The sequence below is a fragment of the Staphylococcus sp. GDY8P47P genome, from assembly GCF_016892225.1.
Lineage (GTDB): Bacteria > Bacillota > Bacilli > Staphylococcales > Staphylococcaceae > Staphylococcus > Staphylococcus borealis.
On record NZ_JAFENV010000005.1, the window covers coordinates 217,752 to 231,451 of the forward strand.

Genomic DNA, 13,700 nt, shown 5'->3' on the forward strand with positions numbered 1-13,700 from the left:
ATTCTGAAGTGTAATCATAATATGTTATGCTTATCTATGTTTTATTATATTTTGAAAAGTGAGGTCAACTAGCGTATGGCAAACGTCGTTCATAAATTATCAGAATCTGAAATCCAAGACTTATTACAACACATTACATTTGAAACATCACAATTACCTCCAGGCATGAAGGCACGGACGAAATATAATCAAGCTGTAATTAACATATATAATTCAGGTAAAGTCATGTTTCAAGGTAAAAATGCGGAAGCTGTCGCACAACAGTTGCTTCCAGGACATTCTACTTCTTCTACCAAACCAACAACGTCTCAACAATCATCTGCCCAAACATTGGCCTATAATCATTTTAATTGTATTGGTAGTGACGAAGCAGGTAGTGGCGATTACTTTGGACCTTTAACTGTATGTGCCGCTTATGTTTCAAAAGAGCATATTCAAATTTTAAAAACGCTAGGTGTGGATGATTCCAAAAAATTAAGTGATCAAAAAATAATTGAACTGGCCGAACAATTAATCACATTTATTCCGCATTCTTTATTAACATTAGATAATCCCAAATATAACGATAAACAAGTGATAGGTTGGTCACAAGTTAAAATGAAAGCTGTACTTCACAACGAAGCTATTAAAAATGTAACGCAAAAAATAGACTGCAATGACTTAGACTACATCGTGATTGATCAATTTGCTGTGCGTGGTGTTTACCAACGTTACGCTTTAAGCGCACTCCCCTATCCTGATAAAACAAAATTCGAAACTAAGGGGGAATCTAAATCATTAGCAATTGCAGCTGCGAGTATTATTTCTCGATATGCTTTCGTTAAACATATGGATCATATATCACATAAAATGAAACAAGTGATTCCTAAAGGAGCCAGCAATAAAGTAGATTTGATAGCCGCGCAAATCATCGATAAACATGGGATTGAAACATTAGATGCGATTTCTAAGAAACATTTTAAAAATCGTGATAAAGCGCAACATTTAGTGACTAAAAAGTATCAATAAACATTAAAAAGGCTGGGACAAACTAAGAAGATAAAGCTACTTTGAAAATGCACAGTAGCAGACTGATTTGAAAATGCGCTTAAATCAATTTTTCAAACCTAGTCATCATTCTAGCGAGGCCCCAGCAAAGAGAATTTCACTAAAAAATCATACACGCAAAGCAAGATGGGAGCGGGACAATGAATTGATTTAAATTTCTGTCCCGCTCCCTTTCCTACGATTATCTAATTGTAGCGCCCTGTGCTTGTAATGCTTCTAAAATCTTATCGTGAACTTTAGATACGCGTTCATCAGTTAATGTATCTTCAGTATCTAAATAATTCAAACGAATTGCTATTGATTTTTTACCTTCTTCTAAATGTTCACCTTCATAAACATCAAATACTAATGTACTTTGTAAGATATCCTCACCATTATCATGAATGGTTTGTTTCAATTCTGAAGATGGCACTTCATGATTGACTTCTAACGCAATATCACGTGTTACGCCAGGGAATCTAGGAATTGGCGCGTAATTAATGTATCCTACTGCTACGTCCATCATTGCATCATAATTTAATTCGAACACATACGTACGTTTTAAATCATTATCAGCAGCAACTTGTGGATGCAATTCACCAATAAAGCCAATTTCTTTGCCTTCTAACGACACAATTGCTGTGCGCCCTGGGTGTAAACCTTTAATTTCTCCTGCTTTATAGCTCAATTCTAAGTTTAATTTTTCAGCTACTCGGTCTACAACACCTTTGGCGATAAAGAAATCAATTTCTTCTTTTTTACCTTGCCAAGCATTAACAACATATTCTCCTGTTAAAATACCACTTAGATATTCAACTTCATCTGGAAGCTCTCCTTCACCATTGCCAAAGAAAACACGACCAATTTCATATAATCTCACATCTTTATTTTTACGTGCGACATTATATGCAGTTGCCTCAATTAAATGTGGTAATAAACTTTGACGTAACGTTGCGTGTGCTTCACTCATCGGCATTAATAAACTGATAGTTGGACGTTCTTGTAATGCAAAGTCTTTCGCATGTTCTTTAGACACTAATGAATATGTGATTGCTTGGTTTAATCCAGCACCTTCAAGCGTTTCTTTAACTGTACGAGTTTTATGTTGACGATCTGTTAATTCTCCACTTGTAACTTCTCCGAAAATCGGTAATGATGAAGGGATTTCATCGTAACCGTAAATACGTGCAACTTCTTCAATTAAGTCTTCTTTAATTGAAATATCTTTACGACGTGACGGTACATTAACCGTTAATGTATCATCATTTTGTTGCGTATCAAATCCTAATTGTTCAAAGATTGCTTTAATTTCATCGCTTGATAAATCAAAACCAATCGTTTGATTCACTTTATCAGCTGTAATATCAATTGGTGTCACAAATGAACCTAAGTCACCTGCTGATACTCTATCTTGTAGTACTTCACCAGAAGCATATTCTTGTAATAAGTAACATGCTCTGTCGACCGCTTCATCGACAAATTCTGTTGCAATACCTTTCTCGAAGCGACTAGAAGCTTCACTACGTAAATTTAAACGGCGTGAAGTATGACGAATTGAAACTGGATCGAATATTGCGCCTTCAATCACTACATTGGTCGTTTGGTCTGTTACCTCTGAGAAGTCTCCACCCATTACACCAGCTAATGCGATAGGTTCTTGCCCATTCGAAATAACGATATCAGTGTCCACTAATGTGCGTTCAGTATTATCTAATGTTGTCATTACTTCTTTATCTTTAGCTTGGCGTACGACAATGTCTTGAGAACCGATATGGTCTTGGTCAAACATGTGTAATGGTTGGCCATATTCTAATAATACATAGTTTGAAATATCAACAACGTTATTAATTGGACGAATACCTGCTTTAATTAAACGTGCTTGCATCCATATTGGAGATGGTGCGATGGTTACATTTTTAACAACACGCGCACTATAATACGGCACCTTTTCAGGGTTATCAATTGTAACTGATAATTCATCTAATGCAGAAGTTGCAATTTCATTACTTTCAGTTGACGGTTTCGTCATTTCAGTTTGATATAACGCTGCCACTTCGTAAGCTGTACCAACCATACTTAATGCATCAGCACGGTTTGGTGTTAAATCAAATTCCATTACTTGGTCATTTAAATATAATGCAGTTAAAGCATCTGTACCTGGTTCAACTTCATTAGGAAAAACAAAAATCCCATTCTCATATGCTTTAGGTACTACATTGCTTGAAATACCAATCTCTTGTAATGAACAAATCATACCTTCGGAACGTTCACCACGTAATTTAGCGCGCTTAATTTTAATGCCTCCTGGTAAGCGACCACCCACTTTCGCTACAATAACATGTTGACCGGCATCTATATTCGGTGCACCACATACGATTTGAACCGCTTCTTCTTCACCAATGTCTACTTGGCAAATATTTAATTTATCTGCATCGGGATGTTTTTCTTTTGATTGAACATAACCAACCACTAAATTTTTAATATCTTTTGTATAATCAATAATGTCATCCACTTCAATCCCTGTACGGGTAATACGCTCAGCTAAATCTTCAACCGATACATTTGCGTTAACGTAATCTTTTAACCATTCATTTGAAATCAACATTATGCTTCACCTCTATCTTCAACAGCTTTAAATTGCTCAAGGAATCGAACATCATTTGTATAGAAATGACGAATATCTTCAATGCCGTATTTCAACATAGCGATTCGATCAGGCCCCATACCAAATGCGAAACCAGAATATTCATTTGAATCGAAACCGGCCATTTCAAGTACATTTGGATGTACCATACCCGCACCTAAAATTTCAATCCATCCTGTATGTTTACATACGTTACAGCCTTTACCTTTACATTTGAAACATGATACATCCACTTCAACAGAAGGTTCAGTGAATGGGAAGTAGCTAGGACGTAATCGAATTTCACGGTCTGCACCAAATAATTTTTTCGCTACTAATTCTAATGTTCCTTTCAAGTCACTCATTTTGATATTTTTATCAACTACCAATCCTTCAATTTGAGTAAATTGATGACTGTGTGTCGCATCATCTGAATCACGACGGTAAACTTTACCAGGACAAATAATTTTAACTGGTCCTTGTCCATTACGTTTTTCCATTGTACGTGCTTGTACAGGAGATGTATGTGTGCGCATCAGGATTTCATCAGTGATGTAGAAACTATCTTGCATATCACGTGCTGGATGCGATTTAGGTAAATTTAATGCTTCAAAGTTATAATAATCTTGTTCTACTTCATAACCATCAACAATTTCATAACCTAATCCTAAGAATAAATCTTCAATTTCTTCTACTGTTCGTGTTAAAGGATGTTTAGAGCCAATACTGATTTGACGACTTGGCAAGGTCACATCAATGGTCTCTTCTGCTAATTGTTGATTTAGTTTTTCATTTTTTAGAAGTGTTTGTTTTTCGTCTAATTCAGTTTGAATGGTTTGACGTAATTCATTCACTTTTTGCCCATATGCTGGCTTTTCTTCATTTGGTAAATCTTTCATGTTTTTCATCAAGCCACTTACTGAGCCTTTTTTACCTAAATATTTAACTTTTACATCTTGTAATTCGCGTTCATTTTGAGCTTCATTAATATCAACAAGTGCTTGTTGTTTTAAATCAGCCATAGAATCGTTTTGAGTCATTGACTTACACCTCTCATTTTATGTTCACTTTGTGTTTTACTATTTTATTCATAAAAAAAGACTTCCATCCCAATAACTGGGACGAAAGTCTTTCCGTGGTACCACCCAAATTTATGCTTACGCATACACTTGCAAACGTTGTTAACGAAGACATACTCCGACTTAAATTTCTTTAAGTAACCAAAAAGATGAAAGAAACTAATTCGTGTTGGAGTGAATTCCAGTCACGTTCACTCTCCCTGTACAACACGTTCTATTAGTTAAAGTCTTTTTATCGGTTATATTTTTAATTTTTATGCATTGATTTACCAATTTACATTATTCGTTGTGTATCTCTAAGTATAGCCGATTTTAATTCTCAGGGTCAACCTTTCAAATGATAAAGTAATATACTACCTGCGATGGCTACATTCAAACTTTCCGCTTTACCATAAATCGGGATTGTTAAATTTTGTGTAGTTTCATTTAACAATGCTTTGTTAACGCCTTCGCCTTCATTACCTAGTAATAAAGCAAACATTTCTTGAGAAGCTACTTCTTTATAAGGTTGTGCATTTTCAAGTGCCGTACCATACACAGGCCCGTTAAAGTCAGTTATAAACGTCTTCAAATCTGTAGTAATTACTGGGATATGGAAGACACTGCCTTGACTTGCGCGTAAAACTTTATCTTGATAAGGGTCAGCCGTGCCCTTTTCCATAACAATTAAATCAATGCCTGCTGCATCAGATGTTCGAATCAAAGTCCCTAGATTCCCTGGATCTTGAATTCTATCAATTAACAATACTTGTTTGGCTTGGTTAATGTCATATTCTGGCTTTTCAATTACAGCGAAAAATCCTTGCGGTGTAATCGTACCGGATAGTGATTCAGCCACTTTCATATTAATTTCATACGTTTCTTCCGCGTAATCTATAAGTGACTCATCTGTTCTACTTGGTTCAATCACAAATAATTGTTTAATCACGATGCCGCTATGGTATGCTTCGTCAATAAGATGAATGCCTTCAATAAGTGCTTGTCCTGTTTTATCTCGATCTCGTTTTTTCTTTAATTTATTCGCATTTTTTATTTTATTATTTTGAGCTGACGTAATTTGTTCCATAATTATCTCCATTATTGTAACTAGATTGTTTTGTTTACACATTTATATTAACATAATCGAATTGATTATAATGAAGCCTTTTATATAATGCGTAAATTCATTACATTTTAAAGCACATTGTATTTAACGCTTTAATTATCGATAAAAAAAGGAAGCAATGAACAAAATAAAAATTGTTCATGCTTCCTTCAAATTCATACGTCGATTATTTAGAAACGACTTCTTCACCATTGTAAGAACCACAGTTTTTACATACGCGGTGAGATAATTTGTATTCGCCACAGCTTGGGCATTCAGTCATACCAGGTACTGAAATTTTGAAGTGAGTACGACGTTTGTTTTTTCTAGTTTTAGACGTTCTTCTTTTTGGTACTGCCATGATATATCCTCCTTAATATTAAACACATATCTTAAGTGTTAGGTCATTAAATCATTATACAATAATTTAAAACAACCTGCTATTACTCTTTATCGTATAATTGTTGTAATTTTTGAAGCCTAGGATCAACTTGTTGCGTTTGGGAATTATTATTGTCTTTTTCTTTTTCAAGTTCGATCATTTGATCTTCGTCAATAACTTCCCAACCATTACCTTCTGTAAGCATTTGATCGCTATTCTCAGAATATGCTCTCATCGGTTTCTCAATGATAACCAATTCTTTAGCAATGTTTCGAATGTTAATCATACCATCAGTCGCTAGATGATAATGTTCATCTTCTTCAACTTCTTCATCGGTATAACTATCATAACCTTCTAAATCAAATATTTCAGATGTACGCACGTCTAAAGGAACTTCTACAGGTACAAGCGTACGTGCACAAGGCATTGTATACGTTCCAGTTAAATGCATATCTGCAATAACTTCATTTGATTTAACGGTTAATTCACCTTCAACATTGATTTCTGATAAATCAATCAAGCCTAAGGGTTCTATTAAATGTTCAAAATTCGCCGTTTGATTAAATTCAAATGGTTTATCTTGATATTTTCTTAATTGCGTTATTGACCATTTCATATGGCTTCACCTCTAACAAACACAAAATTTATTTTAACTTTACAAGTATAAGTTGTCAAGATTTTTTCTTAACATACTTTCTTCTGTTACAATACTAATAATGAATACTGAGAGGATGAATTGCAAATGAAAAGTGTTGGACTGATTTCAGAATATAATCCATTCCATAACGGTCACTTATATCATGCCCAACAATCTAAGATACAGTCTAATGCTGAAATCGCTATTGCAATCATGAGTGGCAATTTCGTTATGCGTGGCGAACCCGCAATCTACAACAAATTTTTACGTACTAAGATGGCTTTATCAGGTGTTGATTTAGTCGTTGAACTCCCAACCATTGCCAGCCTATCATCTAGTGATTATTTTGCAACATTTGCAATTAAAGTCGCTCACTATTTAGATATTGATACGATCGCATTTGGCAGTGAAATTGATAATCTTGCACGCCTTGAAAAGGTAGCAACAAACATCAACGCACTTGAGCAGTCATCACTTTTTCAAGATTTAATTAAGCAAGGCAAACATTATGCCAAAATTATTGATGACTTGGTTGAAGACCCCGATGTCTTACGCTCACCGAATAATATACTAGGTGTCGCATACATAAAGGCAATCAATACCATTGATCCGACGATTAATAAAATTGCTATTCAACGCCAATCTGCCACGCATCATGATCAAGACATTAAACATGACACATTTGCAAGTGGCTCAGCTATAAGACGGGCCTTAATAAATAACAATCATATTTGGAAGGATGTTGTACCATCCAATATAACTTGCCTATATGAGAAACCACACCTTTTAAAGCAACAGACATTTAATTTTATTAAATATAATATTTTGAGTCGTTCTTCTACAGAATTGTCACAAATTTATACAATGTCCGAAGGCTTTGAACACCGACTTAAAGCAAATATTCAAAGTGCACCAGATTTTGACACATTGATGTCATTAGTTAAGACCAAGCGTTTCACATATACGCATATTCAACGTGTATTGATGCAATTATTGTTGAACATAAAGAAAGATGCGTTCAAAGAGGATATTGAGGCCGTACGTATTTTAGGAATGACACCTCAAGGCCAACAATATTTAAAGTGTTTAAAAAAGAAATTCCCAAATCGTTCTTATGTGACAAATGTAAATAAGAAGACGGCCACTTTATTTGAAAATGAAATTAAAGCGACACATATTTATAATTTAATATCTGGTAAGGAAGCTAATGATTTTAATACACCTGTTATAATTAACAAAGATGACTAGAAATGAGAAAAGCTTAATCAAAATAACTTCTCAGTTCTAGTCATCTTTGCGGGGGTGGGACGATGAATCTAAAAAAGAATTCTGTCTCACTCCCTCAACTATTATTTTTTAAACTTTTCTTTCAAAGCTTTCTCTACATTAGGTGGTACAAAATCTGAAATATCAGCTTTATATTGTGCCACTTCTTTTACAACGCTTGAACTTATAAAAGAGTAGTTCGTACTTGTCATCATATACATCGTCTCTACATTACTATTTAATTTCTTATTCATTGATGTTAAACGTAATTCGTACTCAAAATCACTAACTGCTCTTAGTCCTCTAATGATTGTTTGAGCACCGATTTTATCACAAAAATCTACTAACAAGCCGTTATAATTATGTACTTGAACATTAGATAAGTGTTTAACAGATTCTTCTATTAATGCCATTCGCTCATCAATATTAAACGTTCCAGTTTTATTACTATTCTTTAGCACACAAATATGCAATTCATCAAAGCGCCCTGCACTACGCTCGATAATATCAATGTGTCCATATGTAATAGGATCAAAACTACCTGGAATGACTGCTTTCGTTTTAGCCATTTTGCTCTCCTTTTTCTAATAACAAAGTATCAGTAAGACCATAGTGATATTGTTTAATCACTTTGAATCCATTTGTGTTGATTTGTTCATGGTTGCTAAACTCACAAATGATGATACCATTTTCTTTTAATAAATTAAACTCTGCAATCTGCTCCAAAGCTTTATCAATTAATCCTTTATTGTATGGTGGGTCAAGGAAGATATAGTCAAATTGAATGTCTCGTTTTTTCAAAGCTTTTAATGCTCGATCCGCATTGTTTTTGTAAACTTCCGATTGTTCACGTAAATCTAATTGCTTTAAATTTGCTTGGATTACTTTAACAGCTTTAAAATTTTGGTCGACAAAAATGACCTTCTCCATACCACGAGATAATGCTTCGATACCTAATGCGCCACTTCCGGCGAACAGGTCTAATCCCAAACCGTGTACGTCTTGTAAACTATTAAAAATCCCTTCCTTTACTTTATCCATAGTTGGACGTGTATTACGACCTTCTAAACTTTCTAGTGCTTTACTTTTATGTTTACCAGCAATAACTCTCATCTTGACTTACACTTCCATTTCTCTAGGTTATTTATTATAATTTGTTGTAAAAAGGAGAAAGATTATATTATGAAACAGTCATTTATTGTTTTAGGTGAAGGATTAACAGACCTATTTGAATTTAATACATTAATCGAATACAATCATCTTCGAATCAATAAAATAGTGTATTTTCATACACCACAATCTTCAAAACAACTTTCGTCAGTAGCGTTGATTATGAACCCTACTTCAGGCAATCATTTCCAGGCAATGTACATCATGCTTAATGCACTTAAATATCCATATCCTAACAGTAATAAAAAATTTGAACTCATAAATAATCAAGCAAATCAATATAATATCCCTATATTGGGCGTAGATGTACAACCACCAGAAGCGTTCCACACTTTGGACCAATATTTTAAATATTTAATTAGTGTCTTACGACTACAAAATTGGATTCCACCTATGCAGTAACAACGTAAGCTTTGTCATTATGTAGTCAGAGAACCACTAAAATGAGACATCCGATGATTGTAATTGTCGCGATTTAAAATAATAATTTAAATAACGATTTATAACATTTCATGCTTTTCTTTCTCGTATGTTTTTTTCAAATATTTATAAGGTGATCCGTCTATATCAACAACATACTTAAGTTTCATTAATTTATGAACAATTGCGTCTGCGTCGTTCTCATTAACATACAACACTACATATTTACGTTGTTTATTTGTATAAATGATATGACCATACTTTCTAATTTGACGTTCATGTTTAATATGTTTTAAATAGATAATCAAACTCACTCTAGGAATTAATTCCATACTATACACACTCCATTTATTATGCATAATAACTATACCATGTCTATTTATTTTATAAAATCCTTAAAACGATATCTTGCATACCTGTTGATTAAATATCTATTTACTTTTGCGTTAGTGCAAAGTTTGGTACGCTTAGTTCAATAATTACGAGGAGGCGTTATAAATGACGAATAAAAAAAGATGGGCGCTTAATTTAAGTTTAGCGAGTGTTAGTTTTTTAGGTAGCTTATTTTTTATAAATAAAAGCAATAAAACAGAACATACGAAGGAAATACCTAAGTTCTTTAGTGGTCAAGCACCATATATCTTTGCTCATAGAGGTGGCATGGCGGTAAGACCTGAACAAACTCAATTAGCATTTGATAACGCCGTTGCATACAACTTGGATGGTTTTGAAACGGATGTTCGACTGACTAAAGATGAAAAATTAATCGTCTTCCATGATGCAACTGTAGATCGTACTACAAATGGTTCTGGCAAAGTGAGCGACCATAGTGTTGCAGAATTGAAACGCTTAGATGCTGGTTATCATTTCAAAGATATAAATGGTTTATTCCCATATCGTGGTCATAATGAAGCTAAAATTTTAACTTTTGATGAGCTGTTAAAAATGTATCCCAACATGTATATTAATGTTGATTTGAAAGACGCACCTGATAGCTATGAAGGAACCGTTGCACCTACAAAAATGTATGAAGATATCATTAATAACGACGCACAAGATCGCGTACTTGTAACTAGTTTTTATAAAGAACAAAATGATCGTTTTAGAAAGATAAGCAATGGCCAAGTAGCGATTGGTGCGAGTCAAAAGGAAGTAGCAGAAGGCTTTATTAAGTTTAACACTGGATTAGGTAACACATATCAACCTGTTGCTGATACATTTCAAATGCCTACGCAATTTAAAGGCATTCCCTTAACTTCTAAACGTTTCATTCAATGGTTAAATGTTTTAAATATTGTACCTGGTTTTTACGGCATCAATAGTACTGACTTGATGGTTGATTTATATCGTAAAGGGGTTCATACATTAGTGACTGACCGTCCTGATTTAGGTCAACAATTTAAAGCAAGCCTTCAAAACAATAAATAAAATACTTTAAGATAATGTAAATGGGAGTGGACAGAATTCTTTTGAATTCGTAGTCCGCTCCCAGCTTGCTTTGCTTGTAGAATTTCTTAATGAAATTCTCTTTTTTGGGGCCCCGACTCCCAACTTGCTTTGCTTGTAGAATTTCTTGATGAAATTCTCTTTGCTGGGGCCCCGCCCGCAAGGATGACTAGAACTGAGAAAAGCTTGATTTAAGCGCCTTCTCAGTTCAGTCAGCTACTGCGAAATTGCACAATAGCATATTTATATTATTTATGTCCCAGCCTCATCTTTTATTTCAAACTACAATTGCATGTGCCACCCGTTGCACAACCATCATGACCGGTCTTAAAGAATGGATTTCCCGCTTCTATTTTTACATTTTGCGAAACTGACAGTGCAATCTTGCTTACTACTTCATCTATTAAATTCTGTAGTGATACTTCTTTAGATTTATAATCCATAACCACAGGCAACATTTCATAAGCTCTTTTACGTCGTCTTGTTTCTAACATGACTTTTTGATAATCGGGGTGATATTTTCCAAATCGCATTACCTCATCATAAGCAACTTTAGATTTCAAGAAGGCTTGATACATGAGATGTGCTTCATCATCTTGATTCAATCTCTCTTGAGCTTCCCGAAAATCATGAAACAGTTCTGATTGAACAATCATATCCGAAAGACCTTCGATGTCATCAAGAATTGACATTGTTTCTTCTGTATACAATGCATAGTCTCCTTTCTAAATTAGATTATTTTTCTAAGAAAATAAGTGAATAGTAATCTTTCATGACTTCTCCACCCATTTCTTCATATTTAGTATTTAACATTCTAGAACGGTGCATATCAGAATTCATCCAACTATGAATTAATGTTGGTACATCATCAAAATCATACCCAACATTTTGACTTGTCGTAGTAAATGAAATATTCTCATTACTTAGTTGGCTTTTTAACGCATCCTCTGTAAACTCAACATCATTAGAACCAGTTGCTTCGTATAAATTTACTGATGCAATATGCGCAATATCCGAGTTAACTTTTAACGGTTTAATGTTTTTTAGCTCTCTCATCTCATTAGTAATTTCGTATAGCGTCATTAATTGGTTCGGGTTTTGTTCATAAGGCAGTTTATCTTTCTGAGCATTATCAAAATTGTCTCCTTTATCATCTTCTTCAGTCTCATTAGCTAAAGGATACGGTTTAAGAAATGCTAGTGCCTCTTTATCTAGAAAGCGAATGCCCATAATTTGATTAGATTGTTGATCAACATACACTTGTGCATACACATTCCCATATTTTATTAATGTTTGTGTCTTGATATCTTCATCAGATAGTTCAAAATTATATCGTTGACCATCCACTTTAATTGAAGGATCGGGATTAATACTTGTATTTTCAAAGATACGTGACGCACTCTCGTTAATCTTTAAAGGTGCAACATTTGCTTTATTACCTGTAGCATAAACTGACTTTATTTTATGTTTTTTAGTTGAAACGATATAATATTGATTATCTTTTTTAAAGACATAGTTCATATAATGGCCTCTAAACGGATATGTACGACTTGCTTGGCCAAATTTATCAGTTAGCGTATCTATATCTTTTCCAATCCATGTACCTACCCCTTCCTTAGGTGCGGGATTTTCAGTGGTATTATGCATCTTAGGTGTTTGATCTGAATGATTGGTTGACACGGTTTTATTTGGGTTCTCTAATACATCAAATTTAAGTCTTGGTGAGTAAAATAAATAAATAAGAAATAAAACTAAAAATATTACACCTAAAACTTTAATAACTAATTTTGCCATCTTTCACCCACCTATTTTGAATTATATCTATTGTACAAAATAACTAATTTATTAATCAAGATATCCTACTTAAGATGACACTTGTGGCATACCCCGTTTTCTTTTTGTCATTAACATTATCATATTAAAAAAGGGAGCAGGGTAGAATTCTTTTTGAATTCATTGCCCCACTCCCGCAAGTATGTCCAGTATAAAGAAGCGCTACTTTAAAGTGCTTTCTCTTACAGTATACTGCTACGACATTGCTAAGTAGTCACCACAAATTATGTTGTCTGCTTATAGTGATATGAATTGATTATAGGCCTAATGTAGCTTTAATCAATGACGTTGTTTCTCCACCTGGGTAAAATACATATAGTAGTAAGTAAACTGCTACACCAGTAATCGCTGTAAAGAACCAAATAATTGATGCAATTGGTCCTGCTTTTCTATGCCAATTAAACTTATCTTTGAATGCTGTAATGATTTGAACTAACCCAAGAACGCCACCAATTGTAGCTAAATTAATGTGGAATATTAAAAATATCTTATAATACGTTCTAACTGAATCTGGTCCCCCAAAATCTGTATTACCTATAAATATCGTTCTTGATGCATAGATAATAAAGAAAGTTAATGCAAAAATTGCTGCCCATAACATTGTTTTCTTGTGCTTATCTATATCTTTATGCCAAATTTGCCACCAACCAATGGCAACAAAAATAGCACTTATCACAATACAACTTGTACTAATCGTTGGTAGAATTGGTAAATTCATATGTTTCATCCTTATT

At 34.0% G+C, this 13,700-nt stretch carries 15 protein-coding genes; 4 read left to right on the forward strand and 11 right to left on the reverse strand.

Features of this window, described 5'->3' with window-relative positions; genetic code table 11:
- Positions 1-75 precede the first annotated feature (75 nt).
- Positions 76-1,008, forward strand: a complete 933-nt coding sequence (gene rnhC, locus JVV30_RS01165; RefSeq protein WP_016930712.1) for a ribonuclease HIII — start codon at positions 76-78, stop codon at positions 1,006-1,008.
- A gap of 220 nt (positions 1,009-1,228) precedes the next feature.
- Here the strand turns inward: rnhC and pheT are convergent, their stop codons facing one another.
- The 5 genes from pheT to JVV30_RS01190 all read right to left on the reverse strand — a co-directional run bounded on the left by pheT (position 1,229) and on the right by JVV30_RS01190 (position 6,810).
- Entirely contained in the window at positions 1,229-3,631 is a 2,403-nt protein-coding gene (gene pheT, locus JVV30_RS01170; protein WP_016930713.1) for a phenylalanine--tRNA ligase subunit beta, read from the reverse strand.
- Positions 3,631-4,689, reverse strand: a complete 1,059-nt coding sequence (pheS, locus tag JVV30_RS01175) for a phenylalanine--tRNA ligase subunit alpha (RefSeq protein WP_016930714.1) — start codon at positions 4,687-4,689, stop codon at positions 3,631-3,633. The genes pheT and pheS overlap by 1 nt, the downstream gene beginning before the upstream one ends.
- 364 nt (positions 4,690-5,053) lie before the next feature.
- Positions 5,054-5,794, reverse strand: a complete 741-nt coding sequence (locus JVV30_RS01180) for a TrmH family RNA methyltransferase (protein ID WP_016930715.1) — start codon at positions 5,792-5,794, stop codon at positions 5,054-5,056.
- A gap of 205 nt (positions 5,795-5,999) precedes the next feature.
- Complete coding sequence (rpmF, locus tag JVV30_RS01185; RefSeq protein WP_002435373.1) at positions 6,000-6,173, reverse strand: 50S ribosomal protein L32; 174 nt, start codon at positions 6,171-6,173, stop codon at positions 6,000-6,002.
- Between the two features lie 82 nt (positions 6,174-6,255).
- Positions 6,256-6,810 carry a YceD family protein gene (locus JVV30_RS01190; RefSeq protein ID WP_016930716.1) on the reverse strand — a complete coding sequence of 185 codons (555 nt, stop codon included), beginning with the start codon at positions 6,808-6,810 and terminating at the stop codon, positions 6,256-6,258.
- Positions 6,811-6,936: 126 nt separating this feature from the next.
- Between JVV30_RS01190 and JVV30_RS01195 the strand changes: the two genes are divergently transcribed.
- Positions 6,937-8,079: a nucleotidyltransferase gene (locus JVV30_RS01195; RefSeq protein WP_016930717.1), complete on the forward strand. Its 1,143-nt coding sequence runs from the start codon at positions 6,937-6,939 to the stop codon at positions 8,077-8,079.
- A gap of 101 nt (positions 8,080-8,180) precedes the next feature.
- On the opposite strand, the gene coaD is transcribed toward JVV30_RS01195, so the two are convergent.
- On the reverse strand, positions 8,181-8,666 hold the full coding sequence (gene coaD, locus JVV30_RS01200; protein WP_016930718.1) for a pantetheine-phosphate adenylyltransferase: 486 nt from the start codon (positions 8,664-8,666) through the stop codon (positions 8,181-8,183).
- A complete protein-coding gene (gene rsmD, locus JVV30_RS01205) occupies positions 8,659-9,210 on the reverse strand; it encodes a 16S rRNA (guanine(966)-N(2))-methyltransferase RsmD (RefSeq protein ID WP_070855419.1) in 552 nt (183 codons plus the stop codon). The genes coaD and rsmD overlap by 8 nt, the downstream gene beginning before the upstream one ends.
- A 69-nt stretch (positions 9,211-9,279) precedes the next feature.
- Here rsmD and JVV30_RS01210 point away from each other — a divergent pair, with 69 nt between their 5' ends.
- Complete coding sequence (locus JVV30_RS01210) at positions 9,280-9,669, forward strand: DUF7147 family protein (protein WP_070855418.1); 390 nt, start codon at positions 9,280-9,282, stop codon at positions 9,667-9,669.
- Between the two features lie 98 nt (positions 9,670-9,767).
- Here the strand turns inward: JVV30_RS01210 and JVV30_RS01215 are convergent, their stop codons facing one another.
- On the reverse strand, positions 9,768-10,019 hold the full coding sequence (locus JVV30_RS01215; protein ID WP_070855416.1) for a DUF2129 domain-containing protein: 252 nt from the start codon (positions 10,017-10,019) through the stop codon (positions 9,768-9,770).
- Positions 10,020-10,185: 166 nt separating this feature from the next.
- Here JVV30_RS01215 and JVV30_RS01220 point away from each other — a divergent pair, with 166 nt between their 5' ends.
- Positions 10,186-11,115 (forward strand): glycerophosphodiester phosphodiesterase family protein, encoded by a 930-nt coding sequence (locus tag JVV30_RS01220; RefSeq protein ID WP_053029161.1) that lies wholly within the window; start codon positions 10,186-10,188, stop codon positions 11,113-11,115.
- 290 nt (positions 11,116-11,405) lie between these two features.
- Here JVV30_RS01220 and JVV30_RS01225 read toward each other — a convergent pair whose 3' ends face one another.
- The 3 genes from JVV30_RS01225 to JVV30_RS01235 all read right to left on the reverse strand — a co-directional run bounded on the left by JVV30_RS01225 (position 11,406) and on the right by JVV30_RS01235 (position 13,684).
- On the reverse strand, positions 11,406-11,843 hold the full coding sequence (locus JVV30_RS01225) for a YlbF/YmcA family competence regulator (protein WP_070855414.1): 438 nt from the start codon (positions 11,841-11,843) through the stop codon (positions 11,406-11,408).
- A gap of 25 nt (positions 11,844-11,868) precedes the next feature.
- Complete coding sequence (locus JVV30_RS01230) at positions 11,869-12,927, reverse strand: CAP-associated domain-containing protein (RefSeq protein WP_070855412.1); 1,059 nt, start codon at positions 12,925-12,927, stop codon at positions 11,869-11,871.
- A gap of 295 nt (positions 12,928-13,222) precedes the next feature.
- Positions 13,223-13,684 (reverse strand): DUF420 domain-containing protein, encoded by a 462-nt coding sequence (locus JVV30_RS01235; RefSeq protein ID WP_053029158.1) that lies wholly within the window; start codon positions 13,682-13,684, stop codon positions 13,223-13,225.
- Positions 13,685-13,700 lie beyond the last annotated feature (16 nt).